At 67.8% G+C, this 20,325-nt stretch carries 25 protein-coding genes; 20 read left to right on the forward strand and 5 right to left on the reverse strand.

Translation table 11 applies throughout. The features are described 5' to 3' along the window. Positions 1-2: 2 nt before the first annotated feature. Both OG474_RS10085 and OG474_RS10090 read right to left on the reverse strand, forming a co-directional pair. Positions 3-287, reverse strand: a complete 285-nt coding sequence (locus OG474_RS10085) for a DUF4031 domain-containing protein (RefSeq protein WP_405061982.1) — start codon at positions 285-287, stop codon at positions 3-5. Further along, positions 284-988: a copper homeostasis protein CutC gene (locus tag OG474_RS10090; RefSeq protein WP_405061983.1), complete on the reverse strand. Its 705-nt coding sequence runs from the start codon at positions 986-988 to the stop codon at positions 284-286. The genes OG474_RS10085 and OG474_RS10090 overlap by 4 nt, the downstream gene beginning before the upstream one ends. Before the next feature lie 114 nt (positions 989-1,102). Between OG474_RS10090 and OG474_RS10095 the strand changes: the two genes are divergently transcribed. The 6 genes from OG474_RS10095 (at position 1,103) to OG474_RS10120 (ending at position 5,167) form a co-directional block, all read left to right on the forward strand. Continuing rightward, positions 1,103-2,137 (forward strand): LacI family DNA-binding transcriptional regulator, encoded by a 1,035-nt coding sequence (locus OG474_RS10095; RefSeq protein WP_405061984.1) that lies wholly within the window; start codon positions 1,103-1,105, stop codon positions 2,135-2,137. A 13-nt stretch (positions 2,138-2,150) separates the two neighbouring features. Beyond that, on the forward strand, positions 2,151-2,360 hold the full coding sequence (locus tag OG474_RS10100; protein WP_405061985.1) for a hypothetical protein: 210 nt from the start codon (positions 2,151-2,153) through the stop codon (positions 2,358-2,360). A gap of 63 nt (positions 2,361-2,423) precedes the next feature. Next, on the forward strand, positions 2,424-2,768 hold the full coding sequence (locus OG474_RS10105; protein WP_405061986.1) for a hypothetical protein: 345 nt from the start codon (positions 2,424-2,426) through the stop codon (positions 2,766-2,768). Positions 2,769-2,856: 88 nt separating this feature from the next. Next, a complete protein-coding gene (locus OG474_RS10110) occupies positions 2,857-3,231 on the forward strand; it encodes a hypothetical protein (protein ID WP_405061987.1) in 375 nt (124 codons plus the stop codon). Next, positions 3,228-3,656, forward strand: a complete 429-nt coding sequence (locus tag OG474_RS10115; protein ID WP_405061988.1) for a hypothetical protein — start codon at positions 3,228-3,230, stop codon at positions 3,654-3,656. The genes OG474_RS10110 and OG474_RS10115 overlap by 4 nt, the downstream gene beginning before the upstream one ends. A gap of 2 nt (positions 3,657-3,658) precedes the next feature. Further along, the gene (locus OG474_RS10120; RefSeq protein WP_405061989.1) at positions 3,659-5,167 is read left to right on the forward strand and encodes a multicopper oxidase family protein; all 1,509 of its coding nucleotides are present in this window, start codon (positions 3,659-3,661) and stop codon (positions 5,165-5,167) included. Here OG474_RS10120 and OG474_RS10125 read toward each other — a convergent pair. Both OG474_RS10125 and OG474_RS10130 read right to left on the reverse strand, forming a co-directional pair. Further along, complete coding sequence (locus OG474_RS10125; protein WP_405061990.1) at positions 5,164-5,646, reverse strand: Clp protease N-terminal domain-containing protein; 483 nt, start codon at positions 5,644-5,646, stop codon at positions 5,164-5,166. The two genes, OG474_RS10120 and OG474_RS10125, sit on opposite strands and share 4 nt — an antisense overlap. Then, entirely contained in the window at positions 5,646-5,870 is a 225-nt protein-coding gene (locus OG474_RS10130) for a hypothetical protein (RefSeq protein WP_405061991.1), read from the reverse strand. Before OG474_RS10130 ends, OG474_RS10125 begins: the two co-directional genes overlap by 1 nt. Positions 5,871-5,993: 123 nt before the next feature. Between OG474_RS10130 and OG474_RS10135 the strand changes: the two genes are divergently transcribed. The 4 genes from OG474_RS10135 to OG474_RS10150 are packed head-to-tail and all read left to right on the forward strand — an operon-like array spanning position 5,994 to position 8,076. Further along, positions 5,994-6,332 carry an ArsR/SmtB family transcription factor gene (locus OG474_RS10135; RefSeq protein WP_405061992.1) on the forward strand — a complete coding sequence of 113 codons (339 nt, stop codon included), beginning with the start codon at positions 5,994-5,996 and terminating at the stop codon, positions 6,330-6,332. Beyond that, a complete protein-coding gene (locus OG474_RS10140; protein ID WP_405061993.1) occupies positions 6,329-6,799 on the forward strand; it encodes an SRPBCC domain-containing protein in 471 nt (156 codons plus the stop codon). Before OG474_RS10135 ends, OG474_RS10140 begins: the two co-directional genes overlap by 4 nt. A 2-nt stretch (positions 6,800-6,801) precedes the next feature. Beyond that, entirely contained in the window at positions 6,802-7,389 is a 588-nt protein-coding gene (locus tag OG474_RS10145) for a dihydrofolate reductase family protein (RefSeq protein WP_405061994.1), read from the forward strand. A gap of 9 nt (positions 7,390-7,398) precedes the next feature. After that, on the forward strand, positions 7,399-8,076 hold the full coding sequence (locus OG474_RS10150; RefSeq protein ID WP_405061995.1) for a DUF6928 family protein: 678 nt from the start codon (positions 7,399-7,401) through the stop codon (positions 8,074-8,076). A gap of 144 nt (positions 8,077-8,220) precedes the next feature. Here OG474_RS10150 and OG474_RS10155 read toward each other — a convergent pair whose 3' ends face one another. Beyond that, positions 8,221-8,874, reverse strand: a complete 654-nt coding sequence (locus OG474_RS10155; RefSeq protein WP_405061996.1) for a peptidyl-tRNA hydrolase — start codon at positions 8,872-8,874, stop codon at positions 8,221-8,223. 33 nt (positions 8,875-8,907) lie between these two features. On the opposite strand from OG474_RS10155, the gene OG474_RS10160 reads away from it, so the two are divergent. From OG474_RS10160 to OG474_RS10205, 10 genes are all read left to right on the forward strand, one after another. Beyond that, a complete protein-coding gene (locus OG474_RS10160) occupies positions 8,908-9,699 on the forward strand; it encodes a thymidylate synthase (protein ID WP_405061997.1) in 792 nt (263 codons plus the stop codon). Continuing rightward, positions 9,696-10,151, forward strand: coding sequence for a dihydrofolate reductase (locus OG474_RS10165; protein ID WP_405061998.1), 456 nt, complete (start codon positions 9,696-9,698; stop codon positions 10,149-10,151). Before OG474_RS10160 ends, OG474_RS10165 begins: the two co-directional genes overlap by 4 nt. 127 nt (positions 10,152-10,278) lie before the next feature. Continuing rightward, entirely contained in the window at positions 10,279-11,571 is a 1,293-nt protein-coding gene (locus OG474_RS10170) for a toxic anion resistance protein (protein WP_405061999.1), read from the forward strand. 26 nt (positions 11,572-11,597) lie between these two features. Continuing rightward, complete coding sequence (locus tag OG474_RS10175; protein WP_405062001.1) at positions 11,598-12,170, forward strand: hypothetical protein; 573 nt, start codon at positions 11,598-11,600, stop codon at positions 12,168-12,170. Then, positions 12,167-13,564 (forward strand): AAA family ATPase, encoded by a 1,398-nt coding sequence (locus tag OG474_RS10180; protein WP_405062002.1) that lies wholly within the window; start codon positions 12,167-12,169, stop codon positions 13,562-13,564. The genes OG474_RS10175 and OG474_RS10180 overlap by 4 nt, the downstream gene beginning before the upstream one ends. Continuing rightward, entirely contained in the window at positions 13,561-14,892 is a 1,332-nt protein-coding gene (locus OG474_RS10185) for a hypothetical protein (RefSeq protein ID WP_405062003.1), read from the forward strand. Before OG474_RS10180 ends, OG474_RS10185 begins: the two co-directional genes overlap by 4 nt. Continuing rightward, positions 14,889-15,839, forward strand: a complete 951-nt coding sequence (locus OG474_RS10190) for a glutamate ABC transporter substrate-binding protein (RefSeq protein WP_405062004.1) — start codon at positions 14,889-14,891, stop codon at positions 15,837-15,839. The genes OG474_RS10185 and OG474_RS10190 overlap by 4 nt, the downstream gene beginning before the upstream one ends. Further along, complete coding sequence (locus tag OG474_RS10195) at positions 15,836-16,960, forward strand: hypothetical protein (RefSeq protein ID WP_405062005.1); 1,125 nt, start codon at positions 15,836-15,838, stop codon at positions 16,958-16,960. The genes OG474_RS10190 and OG474_RS10195 overlap by 4 nt, the downstream gene beginning before the upstream one ends. Then, positions 16,957-19,236, forward strand: coding sequence for a tetratricopeptide repeat protein (locus OG474_RS10200; RefSeq protein WP_405062006.1), 2,280 nt, complete (start codon positions 16,957-16,959; stop codon positions 19,234-19,236). The genes OG474_RS10195 and OG474_RS10200 overlap by 4 nt, the downstream gene beginning before the upstream one ends. After that, entirely contained in the window at positions 19,221-20,294 is a 1,074-nt protein-coding gene (locus OG474_RS10205; protein ID WP_405062007.1) for a protein phosphatase 2C domain-containing protein, read from the forward strand. The genes OG474_RS10200 and OG474_RS10205 overlap by 16 nt, the downstream gene beginning before the upstream one ends. Positions 20,295-20,325: the final 31 nt, after the last annotated feature.

Raw genomic sequence — 20,325 nt, forward strand, 5'->3', positions numbered from 1 at the left:
CCTCACCTGGTTGGGGGCTGTTGCCCATTACGGTGACCTTTGCGGTGTCTGAGCCCTGCTGCGGTGATGCGGCTGACCAGCTCCCGGCTGGACACCGGTACGGCGCCGGCCGCGATCAGGTCGTCGTACCGATCACTGGGTACGTCGTAGTGGTCGCGATCGAACCCGCGCGCCGGGATGCCGGCCGCCTTGGCGAAAGCGTGCAGCTCCTCATGCGACTCGTCACTGACCAGATGCGACCAGAGCCGGTCCCAGGCGGACCAGGCTGGCGGATCGATCAGAATCATCCGCGGGAGTCCTGTGCGTCGAGCAGGTTGCGCCAGGACCGGACGAAACGCGAGTTCACGTAGGCCTTGGTCCAGGAGCCGTCCTGTCGGACCGACGAGCCGACATGGAAGCGCCGCACGCCGGACTGGTACAGCCACGGCACATGCTCGGGCTTCAGCGCACCGCCGGCCATCATGACGCTGGCCACGGCCGGATCCGCCTTGGCCAGCTTGCAGAGGTCGTCCAGCCCGTGGCCGACGCCCAGCGACGACCCCGCGGTCAGCACACAGTCCAGACCGGACAGCGAGCGCAACGCACGCCATGCAGCAGCTTGCTCCAGTACGGCGTCGATCGCGCGGTGGAACGTCCACGGCGTACCGGCGAAGGTGCTGGCCAGTGCGGCCACCGACTCCGCATCCACCACGTTGTCCGGCGTCAGGAAGCCCAGCACGAACCCGTCCGCGCCGGCCGCGAGGTAGGCCTGCGCCTGGGCGGTCATCCGGTTCAGCTCGGCTCCGTTGGTGGTGAACGAGTCCGAGAGCCGCAGCATCACCCGCAGCGGCAGATCGGTGACCCGGCGGATCGCACTGACCGTCGAGACCGACGGCGACAGCCCGTCGGCCTCCATCGAGGCACACAGCTCCAGCCGGTCCGCCCCACCCTCTTGCGCCGCCTCTGCATCCGCCGGATGCAGCGCGATCACCTCCAGCAACGAAGCCATGCGCCCATCCTCCCAGGCGGTGTCCGTCGACTAAGCGGTTGCACTCCTCCGCAACCTTCTGTATCGTTTTTCTAGATCGATTTAGAAGAACGATACAGAAGGTGGGTGCGGGAGATGGCCGGAGTGACGTTGAAGACCGTGGCCAAGGCCGTGGGCGTCTCCCTGTCGACGGTGTCGAACGCCTACAACAAGCCCGACCAGCTGTCCGCCGCACTCCGCGACCGGATCCTGACCACCGCCCGCGAGCTCGGCTACGCCGGACCGGACGCGTCCGCGCGGGCCCTGCGCAGCGGCAAGGCCGGGGCGATCGGAGTGCTGTTCACCGACAAGCTGTCCTACGCGTTCTCGGATCCGTTCGCCGTCGGCTTCCTGGCCGGACTGGCCGAGGTCGCCGAGGAGTTCCGCACCAGCCTGCTGCTGATGCCGCTCGGCGGCGAGGACACCGAGGACGACAGCACAGCGGTCAAACAGGCCGCGATCGACGCCGCAGCGATCTTCTGCGTGCCACATGGCCATCCAGCACTGGACATTCTGGCCGCGCGCGGCCTGCCGGCCGCAGCGACCGATCCTGGCAACTTCACCGACAGCTGGGTCGCCATCGACGAGGTGGCAGCAGCGGCTGGACTGGGTGAGTACCTGACCAGGCTCGGCCACCGCGACATCGTCGTACTGCTCGACAACGCGCAGGCACCGGGCAGCCCGGTGGAGATGGGGCTGGACGAGGTCGCAAGCGGCAATCCGATCCTGCGAGTCGAGGGGCTACGGAAGGCGATGCCGGAGGCCCGCATCCGGCTGGTGTCCGGTGGCTACAACGCCTTCGACTCCGGAGTGGCCGGCGCCGGCTGGGTGCTGGACTCTCAGGACCGGCCGACCGCGATCGTCGGACTGAGCGACGTGCAGGCGCTTGGTGCGATGGAGGCGATCCGGGTGCGCGGGCTGGTTCCCGGGCGCGACGTGACCGTCACCGGCTTCGACGACATCCCAGCCGCCGAGCAGGCCGGACTGACGACCATTCACCAACCCATCAAGGACAAAGGCCGAGCACTCGGGCGACTCCTGCTCGACCCCGAAGCCACCGAACGCCAGATCATGCTTCCGACCAACCTGGTCGTCCGCTCCAGCAGCGGACCAGCACCGAGAACGCTCTGAGAAAGGAGCACCCATGTCATTCATGGCCGGTAACACCGCAGTCGAGAACTCTCGCGCCTTGGCGCAGTCGGCTCTCCCGAACGCTCCGCAGGAGCCGTATGACGAGCCGCCGCGCCGCATCGCAGCACTGCGCACCCGTCTCGGCACAGCCCTTCGTTCCGCCGCCGCCCGCGAGCTCCGCCTGGCCGACCGCCTGGACCCGAGCCCCAGCTGCGCCAACTAGTCGGGCCCAGCTACCTGGCAGCTGACTGGGGTTTGTCGGTGGCGTCTGGCACTCTGAAGGGCGATGAGTGAGCCAGGGGTATTACTGACCGCCCGAGCCATGGTCCTGCACGACCTGGCCGCGCGGGGCTTCAACGACGCCGTCATGGTGACGGTGGTCGAGGACGCGGTGGCCGAGCGGCAGTGGTGGCTCGATCAGTGGCCGGACGGCGCCGAACACATCGCCGGGCTGGTGGCACAGGACGTCCAGGACCGTCTGGTCGACTCCCGCGTCCGCTGGCCGCGCTGCACCGCCTGCGACGACCTGAACGACCACGAGCTCCGCATCGAGCCGGAGCTCGGCCCCGACCCGCACTGGGTCTGCGAGCGCGCCGGGATCACCGTCGCGCCGCTCGGCCGCCTCACGTAAACAACTCCATCCCTGATTCCCCAGGAGAGCTCTGTCCGGGGGAAACCTGATTGCTCTACATGTAGCCAGCCTACTATTGTCTGTCTACATGAAGTCACTTGCCGTGCTCCGCCTGGTCGCGGTCCTGCATGCCGCGGCGATCTGCCTGCAGCCGATCGCCATCGGCATCTACCTCAACGGCTCCACCACCGGTCTGCAGATCCACGAGCCGGTGGGCATCGGGCTCGCCTTCGTCGGACTCACCCAGCTGGTCGTCGCGATCGTCTACTGGCGTTGCGGTGGCCGACTGCTCGCACCGCTCATCGCCCTGGCGATCCTGGCCGCCGAGGCCGTTCAGATCGCCATGGGCTTCAACAAGCAGCTCGCGATCCACATCCCGCTCGGGGTCGCACTGATCGGCAGTACGGTCTGCTTCGCCGCCTGGACCTGCCGACGCGTCGTACGGACCGAGGTGGCGGCATGACACTCACAGCCCAGCCACAGCAGCGAATCCGGCGCCCGCAGGCGTCACTGTGGGCACTGCGCATCATCCTGCTGCTGCACGCCGCCTTCGTCTGCATGCAGCCGATCCTGGCCGGCTACTTCCTGGCCGGGGAGGTCGATGCGATGAACCTGCACGGCCCGATCGGCTCGACGGTCTGGATGCTCGGGTTCGTGCAGGTGATCATCGCCGGCATCTACTGGCTCGGCGGTGGCGGACGCATCCGGCCCTTGCTGTTGTCCGTCGTGCTGGTGGCGGCCGAGGCCGCCCAGATCACCTTCGGCTACCTGCAGAACTTCGCCGTCCACATCCCACTCGGTACGGCGATCGTCGCCGTCGTCATCTGGATGACCATCTGGTCGTTCCGTCCGGCCGCACGCCGTGGCCGCCAGGAGGTCAAGCAGTGAAGGTGTCCCGCCGTACCTTGCTCGCAGCCACCGGAGCTGCCGTCACACTGTCCGGCACGCTAGCCAGCTGCGGACTGGATGCCTCTCCCTCGCAGGCCGGTGAACTCCTGCGCAGCAAGGCGAAACTCCCCCAGCCGTTCACCGTCCCGCTGCCAATCCCACCGGTGAAGAAGCCCACGTCGCCGGGCCACTACCGCGTCGTACAGCGCAAGGCGAGCCTGGAGATCCTCCCTGGACTCAAGACCGAGGTGCTCGGGTACGACGGCCTGTTCCCGGGGCCCACGTTCGACGTGCGGAGTGGCCAGACCACTGTGGTCGAGCAGGTCAACGAACTCGACGTACCGACTGCTCTGCATCTCCACGGCGGCCACACGCCCGCTGCGAGCGATGGCTGGCCGTTGGACCTGTTGATGCCAGCAGGCGAGCACCACGACCACTCCGGTCACCACACCATGCAGGGCGGTGACGTGAAGACCGGGAGCCGCACGTACACGTTTCCGAACACACAGCGCGCGGCCACGCTCTGGTACCACGACCACCGGATGGACTACACCGCACCACAGGTCTATCGGGGGCTCTTCGGCCTGCATCTGATCCGTGACGAGGAAGAGGACCGGCTACCGCTGCCACATGGCGAGCGTGAGCTCCCACTGGTCATTGCGGACCGTGCGTTCGCCGAGGACGGCTCGTTCATCTACCCGGCTGCCAAGGACGGCCCAGGTGTCGAAGCGGCTTATATGGAAGGCGTTGTGGCCGATGTGACGCTGGTGAACGGCGCACCGTGGCCAGTGCACGAGGTGGACGCGGCGCGGTACCGCCTGCGGATTCTGAACGCTGCCAACGCACGGCGCTACGAGCTGGCGCTGGATCGTGGTCCGGCGAAGTTCGTGCAGATCGGGAGTGATGGCGGACTACTCGGCGCACCGGTCGAGCACGAGACGCTGGTGATCGCACCGGCCGAGCGATTCGACGTGATCGTGGACTTCTCGGCGTACCAGCCTGGTGACGAGGTCACTGTGGTCAACCGACTCGACAAAGACGCGCCTGTACTGCGTTTCAAGGTCGCACGCCACGCCAGCGACGACAGCAGCATCCCGGCCAAGCTTTCGACGTACGCCGCCATCCCAGCACCGACTGGACTGATCAAACGGCAGTGGCGCTTCCGCCGCGGCGATGCGGGCGGCCACCAGGGCTGGACGATCAACGGCAAGCCCTTCGACCCGGTGACCATGCAGGCGCAGGTGAAGCTCGACCAGTACGAGATCTGGTCGTTCGTCACCGACGTCCATCACCCCGTGCACGTTCACCTCGCCCCCTTCCAGGTCCTCAGCCGCCGCGGCCGCGAACCCGGCCCGTACGACGCCGGCTGGAAGGACACCGTCGACGTGAAGCCCGCCGAGGTCGTCGAGGTCCTGGTGAAGTTCACCGCCCACAAAGGCAAGTACCTCATCCACTGCCACAACCTCGAACACGAAGACATGGCCATGATGGCCGCCTTCGAAACGATCTAACCGGCCGCGATCACCTCGAGCACCTGGGCGTGGAGGGCTCGGCGGTCGATGCCGGAGGCCCGGAGCGCCCGGGCGACGCGGCCTCGCTCACTGTCGAGAATGCCGGCCAGCAGACGCATCGGAGTGATCCGGCCGACGGATCGCTTCGGCGGGGCGTCGAGCGCGCGGCGGAGCAACTGGATGGCCGATTCCCCGACCTTCGGCGACCGGTCGGGATCCGGCGTGGCCACCGGCAGCACGCCGATCCGGATCGCGATCCCGGCGACCGCCAGCCCCTGCTCCCATTCGCGATCCAGCGCGGCCCGGATCGTGTCCTCGGTCAGCCCGGCCTCGGCCAGCATCCGGGCGGCCGCGGTCTCGGTCCGCGACAACGCCAGCAGGACATGCTCGGCCTCGACCGTCCGGGAACCGTCCCGGCGCGCGATCTCCCGCGCCTCGTGCACCAGCAACGACCGCAGGTCCTTCGTGTCCGACGACATCAGCGCCTCCTCAAGGCAACCCCGGCGGCGACCAGCCGCCGGGCGTGTTTCTTGTGCACGGCCTGCCGGGTGACCCCCAGCACCTCGGCCACCTCGGTCCAGCTCCAGCCGGCCCGCATCGCCTGCTCCACCTGGCTGTCCTCCAGCCGGTCGGCCAACCGGCGCAACGCCACGACCGAGGCCAGACCGGCCCCCGGGTCCTCCGGATCCACCAACTCACTCATGCAAGCAACTTAGGTTGACAACTCACGCTTGTCAACCAGAGTTGCTAAAGCCACCTCTTGACGCCGGCCGGCACGTTTCCCTATATTCAACACATCGGTTGATCAAGGGAATGGTTGATAAAGATGTCGGTTGATGACGGGCAGCTCGATCGGGCCTTCGCCGCGCTCGGCGACCCGGTACGGCGGGCGATGATCGCGCGGCTGTCGCGCGGTCCGGCGACCGTCAACGAGCTGGCCGCGCCCTTCCCGATCACCACACAGGCGGTGTCGCGACACATCCAGGTGCTCGAGGCCGCCGGGCTGATCACCCGGACGCGGGACGGCCAGCGCCGCCCCTGCCACCTGGTGCCGGCCACGCTCGAGGCACTGACCAGCTGGATCGACGAGTACCGACTGGAGACCGAACGCCGCTTCCGCCGGATGGACGCGGTCCTCAACGCCATGAAGGAGCAGGAGCAATGAACGCCACCACCATCAACACCCCCGCCGGTACGCCGTTCGTCGAGGTCACTCGCGAGTTCGACGCCACACCCGCGCAGCTGTTCAAGGTGATGACCAGCAAGGAGCTGCTGGGCCAGTGGCTCGGTCCGCGTGATCTGGAGGCGGACATCCAGGAGTACGACGTCCGCCGGGGCGGTGCGTACCGCTACGTCCACAAGGACGCCAACGGCGAGTACGCGTTCCGCGGGGTCTTCCACTCCGTCGAGCAGGACAAGATGATCATCCAGACCTTCGAGTGGGAGGGCGCACCGGGCCAGGTGTGCATCGAGAAGATCACCCTGGAGCCGACCGAGACCGGAGTCCGGCTGCACCAGCAGTCAGTCTTCCCGTCCGTCGAGGCCCGCGACATGTCCGTCGAGTACGGCATGGCCGACGGCGTCAACGACTCGATGGACCGCCTCGCCGAACTGGTCGCCAAGGAGCAGTAGTCATGGGCAACGTGATCGCATCCGCCGTCGTGTCACTCGACGGCTTCGTGGCGAACCTCGACGACGGTGTCGGGCCGCTGTTCGACTGGTACGGCAACGGACCGGTAGAGGTCTACGGCACCGACCCGGACCGCGCCTTCCACGTCACCCAGGCCAGTGCCGACTACATCAACAGCACCTGGCCGAACGTCCGCTCCTGCATCATCGGCCGCCGACTCTTCGACATCACCAACGGCTGGAACGGCGTCCCCTCGGTGGGTGACCACGTCTTCGTCGTCACCCACCAGCCGCCCACCGACTGGCCCTTCCCCGACGCCCCCTTCACCTTCGTGAACGGCATCGAAGAAGCCGTCGCCCAAGCCAAGGCCCACGCCGGCGACCACGACGTCGCCATCACCGGAGGCAACCTCACCGGCCAGGCCCTGACCGCCGGCCTCGTCGACGAAATCGCCTACAGCCTGGCCCCCGTCCTCCTAGGCACCGGCCGCAAGTTCTTCGGCGACTACACCGGCCCCGAACTCCTCCTCGACAACCCCCGAGTCATCCAGGGTGACCGAGTCACCCACCTCCACTACAAGGTCATCCGGTAGAACTGCTCCATGGGAGCCAAGGACTGGATGCTCGTGTACGCCGAGGGCAACGCCGCTGACATCCTCCGAAGCCAGCCCACGCTGGACCGCGAGGCAACGCGAGCCTTCGTCGAACGACTCCACCCGAGCGCTCCGTTGACCCCTATCGACGACGCGAGCCTCGGATCGGAGTCGGCCCCGGACGAGGGCACCGTGTACGCCGGCGTCTTCCCCGGGCTCACCCTGATACTCACCGAATCCGCTGCACAGTACGAGCCGTCCGAGCTACCGCAGCACTACATCGACGAAGCCCGGGATCGCACGCTCTACCTCCACGCGATGCACAGCACCGATGCCTGGTTCGCGTACGCGATCTGGGAGGGCGGCACACTGCGTCGCTCTCTGAGCCTGTCGCCGGACGACCACATCCTCGAGAACCTTGGCGAACCACTCGCCTTCGAACTCCCCTATTGGGCCGGCAAGCGCACTGCCGACGAGGAGGAGGACCTCGACATCGCCGAGTTCACCCGTTTCATCGTGATCGACGGACCACTCGAGGACGCGCCACCCCGCCCGTTCGACTTCAACCCGCTCGACCTGGCCGAGGAGGCACTGAGAACGTTGTTCGGCTTCGCCTACGAGAGCGAGATGCCGGCCAATGCGCCAGACCTCGACCGAATCGTACTGGCGGGCTATCAGGTGGGCTGAAACGTCGGCAGGGACCTCTACCGGGGGTAGGCACACCGCGCCGGGGACTTGAACAAGTTATGCATTGTTCAGGCCCACCGTTTCCTGTCTACACCCCCAGCAACTGGACCTCGTCGACGAGCGGGGACCGGCGCCGGTGGCAGATCAGGTTGATCTGAGGTGCGGGTGTTCGGCGATGACTGTGCGGGAGCCGGGGTCTATTTCGGTGAAGCCGGCGTCCTGGATGACGGGGAAGTCGGTGTGGAGGAGCTGGGCCCAGTGGCCGGGGGCGGCTTTGCGGACGGCCAGGGGGAAGTTTGCGGCGGCCCACTCCTTGCGGTGCTGGGGTGAGAGGGCCAGCCAGGCCAGGTGGGCGCCATGGCCTACTTGGGCCATGGTTTTGCCGCTGGACATCTGCAGTGCCGGGTTGATCCAGATGACTGGTACGCCGGGGTGCGGTACTGCAGGGGGTTCGGGCTGGTCGAAGTCGGTGCCGGTGACCTGGAGCTTCGCGAGGTCCTTGGGGACATCGTCCAGTGGGACCGGCGGGAAGACGCGGACCTCGGCGGTGCCGTGGGTGATGGTGAGGCCGGGGAGGGCTTCGGCTCGGCGCCATTCGGCACCACGCGCACGGCGTACCACCTTGCGGATGCGGTGGTCCTGCCAGGCCGCCATGGCGGCGGCCCACTCCCCCTCGCCGGTGGAGCGGTCGTCGGCGAGGATCGCGAGTACTGCGAGCGCAGCGGCCTCCAGAGCGTCGGTCTGCTGCGGGCGGGCGTTCTTCTCGACGCGAATGACCAGAGTGAGTACGTGCTCCACGGACGCGAGTCTGTCAGGGAGTAGGTTGACCGCATGCAGCAGTACCTGGATCTCCTGAAGCATGTGCTGGACCACGGGGCGGAGAAAGGGGACCGTACCGGGACGGGCACGCTGAGTGTCTTCGGGTACCAGTCGCGCTACGACCTCACTGAAGGCTTCCCGGCCGTCACCACCAAGAAGCTGCACCTGCGGTCGGTGTTCGGGGAGCTGATCTGGTTCCTCAGCGGCTCGACGAACATCAAGTGGCTGCACGAGAACAACATCAAGATCTGGGACGAGTGGGCCGACGCGGACGGCGAGCTGGGGCCGGTCTACGGCTACCAGTGGCGCTCCTGGCCGACTCCGGACGGCCGTCAGGTCGACCAGATCGCCGGACTGATCGAGGGCATCAAGAAGAACCCCGACTCGCGCCGGCACATCGTCAACGCGTGGAACGTCGCGGACGTCGACAACATGGCGCTGCCGCCGTGCCACACGATGTTCCAGTTCTACGTGGCCGACGGGCGGCTCTCCTGCCAGCTCTACCAGCGGTCCGCCGACATCTTCCTCGGTGTGCCGTTCAACATCGCGTCGTACGCGCTGCTGACCCACATGGTCGCCCAGCAGACCGGACTCGAGGTCGGTGACTTCGTCCACACCCTCGGCGACGCGCACCTGTACCTGAACCACCTCGACCAGGCCCGCCTGCAGCTGACCCGCGAGCCCCGGCCGCTCCCGACCCTCAAGTTGGCACAGCGCGACTCGATCGACTCCTACGAGATCGCCGACATCGAACTGGTCGGCTACGACCCGCACCCGGGCATCAAGGCCCCCATCGCCGTATGACGGTGATCCTCATCGCGGCGGTCGGCGCCAACGGCGTGATCGGGCGCGACAACGACCTGCCGTGGCGTATCCGCGAGGACCTGCAGCACTTCAAGCAGCTGACCCTCGGACACACGCTGGTGATGGGCCGCAAGACCTATGACTCGATCGGCCGACCACTCCCCGGCCGCCGTACCGTCGTCGTCACCCGGCAACCGGACTGGGCAGCAGACGGCGTCGAGACAGTCCACACGCTCGAGGAAGCCCTCGAACAGGACGGTGACCTCTACGTGGCCGGCGGTGGTGAGATCTACCGACAGGCACTCCCGTACGCCGATCGCCTGGAACTGACCGAGGTCGACCAGTCCCCCGCCGGCGACGTCACGTTCCCCGCCTTCGACCGCTCGGACTGGACCGAAACCGCCCGCGACCCGCACGACGGTTTCACGTTCGTCAGCTACCGGCGTAGCTGAGCAGGCAACGACTACACAACGACACCACCAAGTCGCCCGGGAACCGCGTAGATTGTGTGCGCGTCACGGAGGTGACAGCACGCGAGGGTGGGGGACGCCTCGCGCAGGCCACCGGAGGGGAACGACGATGACCGAAGCCGATAACACCGCCGGAGCAGCAGGAACCGGGCAGCCCGGCGCCGCTGGAGCAGCGGCTGCGCAGCCGGCGATCTCGCCGCTGCAGCCGCCGACTGCGACCGCGCCCGGCCTGATACTGACCGCTCCGCCGCCATCACAGGCAGTAGCCGCCACGGCGGCGCCCAGCCTGGCTCCGGCCGTTGACGCGGCCGCACTGCCTGGTCTGGACGCGAAGGTGGACACCTTCCTCACAGCGCTGATGGTGGCCGAGCCCCGCTCGCCGGAGTTCGCCGCCAAGGCCAGTGACGTGCGCAGCATGGGCGACATCGACATCCGCAACGCGGCCGAGAGCTCGAACCGGTTGCTGCAGCAGCCGGTCAAGGCGCTGCAGAGCGGCGGACTGTCCGAGGGGTCGACGGTCGGCAAGACACTGCTCGACCTGCGTCGTACCGTCGAGGACCTGGACCCGAAGGGCGCGACCGGGACCCGGAAGCTGCTCGGGATGATCCCGTTCGGCGACAAGATCGAGGACTACTTCCGCAAGTACCAGAGCGCGCAGACGCACCTCGAGGGGATCCTGCACTCGCTGCGGAACGGCCAGGACGAGCTCGGCAAGGACAACGCCGCGCTGAACCTGGAGAAGCAGAACCTCTGGGACGCCATGACGCGGCTGAACCAGTACGTGTACGTCGCCGAGCGGCTGGACGCACGTCTGTCCGCAGCGATCGCGGAGCTGGACGCGACCAACCCGGACAAGGCGAAGGCCTTCCGTGAGGACGTGCTGTTCTACGTGCGGCAGAAGCACCAGGACCTGCTCACCCAGCTCGCGGTGTCGATCCAGAACTACCTGGCCATCGACATCGTGATCAAGAACAACATCGAGCTCATCAAGGGCGTCGACCGGGCCTCCACGACCACCGTGTCGGCACTCCGGACCGCGGTCATCGTGGCGCAGGCGCTGGGCAACCAGAAGCTCGTGCTGGACCAGATCACCGCGCTGAACACGACCACCAGCGGCATGATCGAGCGCACCTCGCAGATGCTGCGGGACAACTCGGTGGCGATCCAGCAGCAGGCTGCGTCGGCAACCATCGGGCTGCCGCAGCTGCAGGCCGCGTTCGCGAACATCTACGCGACCATGGACGCGATCGACACGTTCAAGTCCGAGGCGCTCGACAGCATGGCGGCAACGATCGGCACGCTGGAGTCCGAGGTGACCAAGTCCCGCAGCTACCTGGACCGAGTCGCCGGCCAGAACCAGCAGGTCGTCCAGGGCAGCCTCGATATCAACATCGGTCGCTGACACCAATCCACTAGCAGGGGACGGGCATGGCTCTGGGGGACTTCTTTGCGCGACTCACTGGTCGCCAGCAGGAGCCGGAGCCTGCCCCGGGACCCCGTGCACCGACGAACGACGACCTGCTCGCAGCACTGGTCAGAGTCGAGCAGCTGATCGCGGAGGGCGCCGTACCGGCTGTGGTGGCGTCACGGGTCAACAGGGTGGTGCGGATCGTCCGGGAGACCATCCCGCGGCTCGGCAACCTCGCGGGGAGCGCCCAGGCGTACTCGGTGATGGCTACGGCGACGGACTACCTGCCGGAGGCCATCGGTGGGTATCTGCGGTTGCCACGCCAGTGGGCCGACACCCGGCCGGTGGACCGTGGCAAGACCTCTCTGATGATCCTGATCGACCAGCTGGACCTCTTGGGCGCAACGATGGACAAGGTGTTCGACGCGGTCAACCGGGCCGACGCGGCCGCACTGATCGCCCATGGCCGGTTCCTGCAGGAGAAGTTCGGCACCGGATCCACAGGGGGAGGCTTGGCGCTCGGTCCGACCACCTCCACACCACCACCTAACACCGGGCCACTACAACCACCACCAGGACGAGGGGGAGCATGAGCGGCGAGGGGGGACTGTCACTGCAGCAGGCGCTGGCCGCGCTGCTGGAGATCGCCGTACGTGCCGGTGTCGACGAGGAGCGGGCCCGCACGGAGGCTCTATCGCTTGCGGCCGCTCTGGCGGAGTCGGCTCCCGGTGCACCGGCGGACTGGGCCAAAGCCTTCCCTGGTGCGACCACACAGGACTTCTTCGACGCCGCCGTCCGCGGACGGCGCTGGCGAGGCGCACCAACCGGCGTACTGACCGAGCTGGTCACCGCAGGCTCACCCGAGAAGATCGCGTACGCCGAAGCGCTGGCCGAGCTCGCATCTGCCTCGTGCACGTTGGGTGAGCCGACCATGCGGGTTGTCGGCAACGCATCTGTTGCTGCGGCTGCCCAGCTGCAGGCAGCTGGCGCCCGGCCGCTGCAAGTTGGCTCCACACCTGCCCCCGCAGCTCCGGCTGTGGCAAAGGCGGAGGAGAAGCCTGAGGCGCCCGCCAAGACGGTCGACGAACTGCTGGCCGAGCTGGACGAGCTGACCGGTCTGGAGCGAGTCAAGCGCGAGGTGCACCGGCAGGTCGCCGTACTGCGCGTGGAGAAGCTCCGGACCGAGGCAGGGCTGAAGAGCCCGACCATCACCCGCCACCTGGTCTTCGTGGGCAATCCGGGGACCGGCAAGACCACTGTGGCCCGGCTGGTCAGTGGGATCTACAAAGCACTCGGACTGCTGTCGAAGGGCCAACTGGTCGAGGTGGACCGCTCTGAGCTCGTCGCCGGGTATCTGGGCCAGACCGCGACCAAGACTGCCGAGGTGGTGGCCTCAGCAGTCGGTGGAGTGCTGTTCATCGACGAGGCGTACAGCCTGACCGCAGGCGATCTTGGCGCCGACCAGTACGGGCGTGAGGCCGTGGACACGCTGGTGAAGGAGATGGAGGACCGGCGGGACGACCTGGTCGTCATCGTCGCCGGATACCCCGAGCCGATGGCGGTCTTCATCGCCGCCAACCCCGGACTGGCCAGCCGGTTCCGGACCACGATCGCCTTCGACGACTACAGCGACGAAGAGCTCACCGACATCCTCACGGGGCTGACCGAGGGCGCCGACTACGAGCTGGTGCCGGAGGCCCTGGAGCGGTTCGGGGAGATCCTCACCGACACTCCCCGCGGCCAGTCCTTCGGCAACGGCCGCTTCGCCCGCAACACGCTCGAAGCCGCCATCGGACGGCACGCCTGGCGCCTCCGCGATGTGACGGCACCCACGACCGACCAGCTGCGTCAGATCCTCGCCGAGGACCTCAGCGACGATCCCCCCGCCTCCGAAGACACAACGTCCGAAGAACCGGAGACGGGCGTCGGCGAGTCTTCGGACGTTACGGATCCTTCGGACGCCAATGAGCAAGGAGTTGAGGCGTGACCCAGACTCAGAGTGCGCCGCCCGCGACCTGGTCGCCGCCGGCGCCACAGCAGCAGGGCGCAGCGCTTCAGCAACCCGGTACGCCGGCTCCTCGTGGCGCCGTCGCGCAGTGGTTCGAAGGCACGCCGGGGCGGATGCGTGCGTTCCTCGTGCTCGCGGCTGCGATCAGTGTGGTCTTCGGGCTGTGCGCGGCGCAGGGCTTCGACCAGTCCGACGGTGCACTGCAACGCGCCGAGGCCAACACAGCCCAGCTCATCCGCATCCAGGCGATCCACACCAACCTTGTCAGCGCCAACGCGGACGCGACGAACGCCTTCCTGGTCGGCGGGCTCGAGCCTCCCGAGCAGCGCCAGCACTTCGTCGACTCGATGGCTTCGGCCGCACGTCTGGTCGCCGAGGCCGCCAGCGCGCAGCCGGCCGACCGTGACGCGCTGGGCCAGCTCAACACCACCCTGGTCACTTACCAGGGCCAGATCGAGCAGGCGCGTGCCAACAACCGCCAGGGGCTCCCCATCGGCTCGCAGTACCTGCGGGACGCGAATGCGACTCTCCAGAACGACTCACTGCCGTTGGTAAAGGCACTGGTCGGAGCAAACGAGAAGCGCGTCGACACTGAGTTCGATGGAGTCGGCAACGGCGTCTGGTGGGTGTTCGTCGGCGGACTGGTCGCGCTGGTCATCCTGTTCATCACCCTGCGCTGGCTGGCCCGCCGTACGCACCGCTACCTCAACGTGCCGATCGCAGTCGGCGGAGTCATCGTGCTGCTCACCACGCTGATCGGTGGGTTCGCGCTGTTCGCCGCGTCCGGTCACGCGAAGGACGCACGCGACGGCGACTACGCTTCCACGCTGGCGCTGTCCCGAGCCCGCATCGCGGCGTACGACGCACGCTCGAATGAGAGCCTCACCCTGATTGCCCGCGGCTCCGGCGACGCGTACGACAAGGCCTACATCGCGTCCGCGAAGGTCGTCGACGAGCAGCTCCGCAAGATCACCGGTCCCAGCACAGGCATCGGGCTGTGGGACACCTACCAGGTCGCCCACGCCGAGGTCCGGAAGCAGGACACCGGCGGGAACTGGGATCTCGCAGTCCAGATCGCCACCGGAAACGCGCCGGTGTCCGTGAAGTACGACTCTGTTGCCGCGTTCAGCTCCTTCGACCAGTCCTCGGCGAGGGACCTTCAGATCAAGAGCAGCGGGGTCAGCACCCAGCTGAAGGCCGCCCAGGACGGGCTGCCGCCGATCGGCTGGCTGGGATTGCCGATCGGGATCCTGGTCGCACTGCTGATCGCCTGGGGAATCTCGCAGCGACTGGGGGAATACCGATGAAGAAGCTGATCGCGGCCTCGGTCGCAGTGCTGATGACAGTCACCGCCTGCGGCTCGGGAGCGTACGACGCGACCGAGCTCCCGCCGAAGCCCCAGCCACCGGCTGTGGCTGCTCCCGCAGCACCGCCGAAGTGCCCCGACACCCTGAACCCGGTGCGGTCGTATTCACCGGAGGGTGCGTCAGTGAGCAGCCCCAACGTGGCTGCGATCAAGGCGCGTGGCCGACTGATCGCCGGTGTCTCGGCGGACAGCCTCCACCTCGGCTCCCGCAACCCGATCAGCGGTGCGATCGAGGGCTTCGACATCGACATGGTGAAGGCGGTCGCGAAGGCGATCTTCGGCACCGACGTCGGTCACCTGGAGCTGCGGGTGATCTCCAGCCCGCAACGCATCCCCGTGCTGCAGGACAACCAGGTCGACATCGTCGCGCGCAACATGACGATCAACTGCGCCCGCTGGCAGCAGATCGCCTTCTCCGCCGAGTACTACCACTCCGGCCAGAAGACGCTGGTCCCCCGGGACTCGACCGCGACCAGCACCAAGGACAAGCAGCTGGACGGGAAAACGATCTGTGCCCCGGCCGGTTCGACCAGCTTGGACAACCTGCAGGAAGAGAACCCGAACATCAAACCGATCACGGCTGACACCGACACCGGCTGCCTGGTGCTGTTCCAGTCGGGCCGGGCGTACGGGATCAGCGGCGACGACACGGTGCTCGCCGGCGACGCAGCTCAGGATCCCTACGCGAAGGTGCTACCGGAGAAGGCCTTCAGCGCTGAGCCCTACGGCCTCGGGATCAACATCCGCAAGCGGGATCTCGTGCAGTTCGTGAACCAGGTGCTCGAGGACATCAAGGCCAACGGCGAGTGGGCGGCGTCGTACGAGAAGTGGCTCGAGCCCGACCTTGGCAAAGCCACTGCGCCGGCGCCAGTTTACGGACGCCGATGACGGTTCGAACTCCTACGGCTACCGCGCCGGCGCCGCCGGGGCGGATGGGGAGCAGCGTTCCGGCGTCGGAGCTGCTGTCGTTCCTGAGCGCGCTCGGGAGCTGGCGGGATCGGCGCAAGGCGGAGCTGGAGGAGTTGGACCAGGCCGCGCTCAGCGCTCCCGACGCCGATTCCTTGAGTGCGGATGTCGTGCTGAGCATGGCGGTCTGGAAGGCGGTCTCGGATCGTTACGAGCTGATCCTGGTGACGTGGGATTCGGGACGGGTCGGCCAGACCGAGACCGAGCGGATCTCGACGTTGATCTGGGGCGGGCTCGATACCGGCAGCGTCGGCGGGTCCCTGGCGGTTTCGTTGCCGGAGGCATGCAAACTCTCCGACGCCCTCGCCTCGAGCTTGCGCGCCAAGCTGGCGCTGGAGCCGGGCGACGCGGATCGGGCCGCCAAGCTGCGGCAGCTGCGCGCGCAGGTCGAGCGGATCGGTGACCTCGTCAAGCTGGAGCCGGCGAACGTTCGCAACAGCGCGCTCGCCGAGCACCACGATCTCGACCGGCGGCTGACAGACCTTGTCGACCGCAACAAACGTGGTGCGGACATCGGCGGCCTGATCGGCCCGTTCGAGATCGAGGCTGCCCACGCCGAACGAGACCTGATCGTCGGTGCGGCCACCCGCAAGGAGCGTGCGGCCGACGTAGCCCGCGCCCGGACGCTGCGCGGTGACCTGGAAGCACAGGGCACCGCAGTGCGTGCGCTGGCCGACAAAGCGGTCGCTGCGGTCACACCGGCCCCGCGCCTCGCCGTACCGGATGTCACTGCGCTTGGACCGGTTCCGAATACCCCGGCTGAGCTGGAGAAGTACCTGACCCGGTTGGACGCCGTACGGCGGGCGCTCGGGCAGGCGCAGACGGCGTACGCGGCGGCTGTGACGCGGCGGGACGAGTTGGCCGCGCTGCTGGACGCGTATCAGGTGAAGTCGGGCCAAGTGGCCCCGAAGAACGAAGACCTTGCGGAGTTGTACCGGCGTGGCCGTGCGGTGATGGAGTCGGAGCCAGTGGACACAGTCCGGCTCGCTGCACTCGTCACCGCGTACCAGGCCTACCTGGAGAGCACAGGAGGGACCAGATGACGACCATCGCCTGCCAGGAGCCCGGTTGCACGGGCACCATCGTGGACGGCTACTGCGACGTGTGCGGCACGCCTGCACCAGCCGGCGCGGTGAGCCCGTCGGCCGTCGCCGGAGCCCCTGATGTGGTCGCACCGGACCAGCCGGACCCAGACCCGATCAGCTCCCCGTCGACGGTGTCCCGCGCGTCGAACCGCCTGGCCTCCACACCGCTCGGCTCTGCGCGCGCAGCGGCCGCCGGCTCCAAGCTGACCCGCCGACTCGGTACGTCGTCCACCCGGCTGCGCGGTGCGCGGCTGGGCGCCGGTCTGACCCACGTGCCGACGATTCCGCCGATCGACGCGAGCAAAGCGATCCTGGCGAACCCGATGGTGCCGGAGGACCGCCGGAACTGCCCCAGCTGCGGCAACGCGGTCGGCCGGTCCCGTGACGGTCAGCCGGGCCGCACCGAGGGCTTCTGCCCGAAGTGCCGCAACCCGTTCTCCTTCTCGCCGAAGCTGAAGGACGGCGACCTGGTCGGCGGTCAGTACCTGGTCAAGGGGTGTCTGGCGCACGGTGGCTTCGGCTGGATCTACATGGCCCAGGATCAGAACGTGAACGACCGCTGGGTGGTTCTGAAGGGTCTGCTGAACTCAGGGGACCCGGACGCCGTCGCGGCCGCGATCGCCGAGCAACAGTTCCTGGCCCGGGTCGAGCACCCGCTGATCGTCGAGATCTACAACTTCGTCACCCACGACGGCGCCGGCTACATCGTGATGGAGTACGTCGGCGGCACGTCGCTGAAGACGCTGCTCAAGCAGCGCATGACGGCCAACAACAACCAGTACGACGCGTTGCCGATCGACCAGGCGATCGCGTACATGCTGGAGATCCTGCCCGCGTTCTCGTACCTGCACGACCTCGGCCTGGTCTACTGCGACTTCAAGCCGGACAACATCATCCAGGTCGGTGACGCGGTCAAGCTGATCGACCTCGGCGGTGTCCGGCGGATCGACGACATGGACTCGGCCATCTACGGAACGGTCGGTTTCCAGGCGCCTGAGGTGGCTGAGGTCGGCCCCTCGATCGCATCGGACATCTACACGCTCGGCCGGACGCTGTGCGTGCTTGCGATGGAGTTCCGCGGGTACCAGTCGCGCTATGTCACGTCGCTGCCGCCGGTCGGCGAGGTGGCGCTGTTCCAGAAGTACGACTCGGTCTACCGGCTCCTGCTCAAGGCCTGCGCCAAGGACCCGGCGGACCGCTTCCAGACCGCTGACGAGTTCCGCGTGCAGCTCCTCGGCGTACTGCGTGAGGTTGTCGCCGACAAGCAGGGCGTCAAGGCCGCACAGCACTCGGCGTCATCCCTGCTGTTCGGTACGCCGGGCGACAAGTCGCTCGGACTGGGTGATGCGGCTGCCCCATGGCAGCGGCTGCCGTCATTGATCACCGATGACAGCGACAAGATGGCCGGCTGGTTGAAGACCGTCAGCGTGCCGGATGCGGGCAAGCGGCTCGAGCTGCTGGTCGACGCGCCCGAGCCGTCACCGCAAATTCTGCTGGAGATCGCCGAGACCTCTCTGGAGGTTGGGGCGGACCGTTTCGACCTGGTCGACACCGCGGTGGCGGATCTGCTCGCAGCGGACCCCTGGGAGTGGCGGGCGGTCTGGATGGCCGGACTGGTCGCTCTGGCGCGTGGCGACGCGAAGGCGGCCCAGTCCGCCTTCAACGCTGTCTACGGTCAGGTGCCGGGTGAGCTGGCGCCCAAACTGGCGCTGGCGATCTCCTGTGAGCTCAGTGGCGAGTTCGATGTTGCCGAGGGCCTCTATCAGACCTGTGCGCGCACGGACGCCAACTACATCGCACCGTCGGCCTTCGGGCTGGCGTCGATCCGGACCAGCCGTGGCGACCTGGACGGCGCGCTCGGCGCACTGGATCTGGTGCCGCGAACCAGCGGCGCGTACGTGCGGGCTCGTCGGCAGCGAGCCGGTCTACTGGCAGGATCGGGGCGTGGCCTGGATGCGCTCGCTCAGGCGATGGACAGCATCGAGTCGCTGACCATCGACCCGGTCGACCGGGCCAACCTGGCGGCGAGCGTGTTCCGGACCGCACTGGACGAGGTACGGCAGTCGGGCCCGCAGGAGAGTCTGCGGATCGACGGCCGGGTGGCGACCGAGCCTGCTCTGCGGGACGGGCTCGAAGCCACCTACCGGCAACTGGCCGCCCAGGCCCAGAGCCGGCCGGAACGGATCGCCCTGGTCGACCTGGCCAACGAGGTTCGAGGATGGACGTTGCGATGACGAGTACGACCGACACGGTCTGCCCCAGCTGTGGTGGCCACGTGTCCGAGGCCGATCGCTTCTGCGAGGCCTGCGGCGCCGAGCTCAAGCCCGGCGAGCTGGTACCCGCCGAGGCCGGGACGTCGCCGGCGCTGGATACGGACACCGAGCCGACCGTCGAGATCAACGCCCTGCCTCCGGTGGGCCCCTGTACGTCGTGCGGTGGCACTGTCGGCGCGGACGGGTACTGCGAGACCTGCGGCACCAAGGCGGCCAAGCCGCGCGACCACTTCAGCGAGCAGCCGGCGCCGTGGGTGGCCGGGGTCTGTGACCGGGGCATCCGGCACAGCCGCAACGAGGACTCGATGGCGATCGCGGCCGACGCCGAGCCGGGCAGCCGGGCACTACTGGTGGTCTGCGACGGCGTCAGCTCGTCGCTCGACTCCGATGTCGCCTCACTAGCCGCAGCGCGCGCCGCACGCGACGTACTGACCGCTGGGCATGCACAGGGCATCGGCACCGAGTCCTCTCGGAGCGGTGCGATCGTGGCCCGGCTGAATGCCGCGGCAGATGCCGCCAGCGACGCCGTTCTGGAGAGCACTAGCCCTGACAGTCCGAACCCGGCCTCCTGCACGTTCGTGGCCGCCGTACTGGAGGACGGGATGCTCGTAGCGGGCAGCGTCGGCGACAGCCGGGCGTACTGGTTCCCGGACGCGTCCGAAGCCGTCGCACTGACGGTGGACGACTCCTGGGCCGCTGAGCTGATCGCCACCGGTATCTCCCGTGCAGAGGCTGAGTCCGGACCGCACGCCCATGCGATCACCCGCTGGCTGGGCAAGGACGCTCCGGACCACACACCCCGTACGACGACTGTCCAGGTGACCGAGCCGGGCTGGGTCATGGTCTGCTCGGACGGATTGTGGAACTACTGCTCCGAGGCGGCACCGTTGGCCGACCTCGTCCGTCAGACCGCTGCGGCCAACGGCGGCGACCCGCTCGCCACCGCATCCGCACTGGTCGACTGGGCGAACGCCCAGGGCGGCCAGGACAACATCACCGTCACGCTTGCGCGTGTTTAGCCAAATACATTCTCCCACCCCACCGCCCCGA

Origin of the sequence: Kribbella sp. NBC_01505 (assembly GCF_045040285.1) — a bacterium.
Taxonomy (GTDB): Bacteria; Actinomycetota; Actinomycetes; order Propionibacteriales; family Kribbellaceae; genus Kribbella.

Excerpts from the sequence above, each read along its gene's own strand:
- OG474_RS10090 (WP_405061983.1), bottom strand. The coding sequence starts at position 988 with ATGGCTTCGTTGCTGGAGGTGATCGCGCTGCATCCGGCGGATGCAGAG.
- OG474_RS10115 (WP_405061988.1), top strand. The coding sequence starts at position 3,228 with ATGACACTCACAGCCCAGCCACAGCAGCGAATCCGGCGCCCGCAGGCG.
- OG474_RS10095 (WP_405061984.1), top strand. The coding sequence starts at position 1,103 with ATGGCCGGAGTGACGTTGAAGACCGTGGCCAAGGCCGTGGGCGTCTCC.
- OG474_RS10085 (WP_405061982.1), bottom strand. The coding sequence starts at position 287 with ATGATTCTGATCGATCCGCCAGCCTGGTCCGCCTGGGACCGGCTCTGG.
- OG474_RS10125 (WP_405061990.1), bottom strand. The coding sequence starts at position 5,646 with ATGTCGTCGGACACGAAGGACCTGCGGTCGTTGCTGGTGCACGAGGCG.
- OG474_RS10130 (WP_405061991.1), bottom strand. The coding sequence starts at position 5,870 with ATGAGTGAGTTGGTGGATCCGGAGGACCCGGGGGCCGGTCTGGCCTCG.
- OG474_RS10105 (WP_405061986.1), top strand. The coding sequence starts at position 2,424 with ATGAGTGAGCCAGGGGTATTACTGACCGCCCGAGCCATGGTCCTGCAC.
- OG474_RS10180 (WP_405062002.1), top strand. The coding sequence starts at position 12,167 with ATGAGCGGCGAGGGGGGACTGTCACTGCAGCAGGCGCTGGCCGCGCTG.
- OG474_RS10100 (WP_405061985.1), top strand. The coding sequence starts at position 2,151 with ATGTCATTCATGGCCGGTAACACCGCAGTCGAGAACTCTCGCGCCTTG.
- OG474_RS10150 (WP_405061995.1), top strand. The coding sequence starts at position 7,399 with ATGGGAGCCAAGGACTGGATGCTCGTGTACGCCGAGGGCAACGCCGCT.
- OG474_RS10140 (WP_405061993.1), top strand. The coding sequence starts at position 6,329 with ATGAACGCCACCACCATCAACACCCCCGCCGGTACGCCGTTCGTCGAG.
- OG474_RS10175 (WP_405062001.1), top strand. The coding sequence starts at position 11,598 with ATGGCTCTGGGGGACTTCTTTGCGCGACTCACTGGTCGCCAGCAGGAG.
- OG474_RS10205 (WP_405062007.1), top strand. The coding sequence starts at position 19,221 with ATGGACGTTGCGATGACGAGTACGACCGACACGGTCTGCCCCAGCTGT.
- OG474_RS10200 (WP_405062006.1), top strand. The coding sequence starts at position 16,957 with ATGACGACCATCGCCTGCCAGGAGCCCGGTTGCACGGGCACCATCGTG.
- OG474_RS10165 (WP_405061998.1), top strand. The coding sequence starts at position 9,696 with ATGACGGTGATCCTCATCGCGGCGGTCGGCGCCAACGGCGTGATCGGG.
- OG474_RS10160 (WP_405061997.1), top strand. The coding sequence starts at position 8,908 with ATGCAGCAGTACCTGGATCTCCTGAAGCATGTGCTGGACCACGGGGCG.
- OG474_RS10110 (WP_405061987.1), top strand. The coding sequence starts at position 2,857 with ATGAAGTCACTTGCCGTGCTCCGCCTGGTCGCGGTCCTGCATGCCGCG.
- OG474_RS10190 (WP_405062004.1), top strand. The coding sequence starts at position 14,889 with ATGAAGAAGCTGATCGCGGCCTCGGTCGCAGTGCTGATGACAGTCACC.
- OG474_RS10170 (WP_405061999.1), top strand. The coding sequence starts at position 10,279 with ATGACCGAAGCCGATAACACCGCCGGAGCAGCAGGAACCGGGCAGCCC.
- OG474_RS10195 (WP_405062005.1), top strand. The coding sequence starts at position 15,836 with ATGACGGTTCGAACTCCTACGGCTACCGCGCCGGCGCCGCCGGGGCGG.
- OG474_RS10145 (WP_405061994.1), top strand. The coding sequence starts at position 6,802 with ATGGGCAACGTGATCGCATCCGCCGTCGTGTCACTCGACGGCTTCGTG.
- OG474_RS10135 (WP_405061992.1), top strand. The coding sequence starts at position 5,994 with ATGTCGGTTGATGACGGGCAGCTCGATCGGGCCTTCGCCGCGCTCGGC.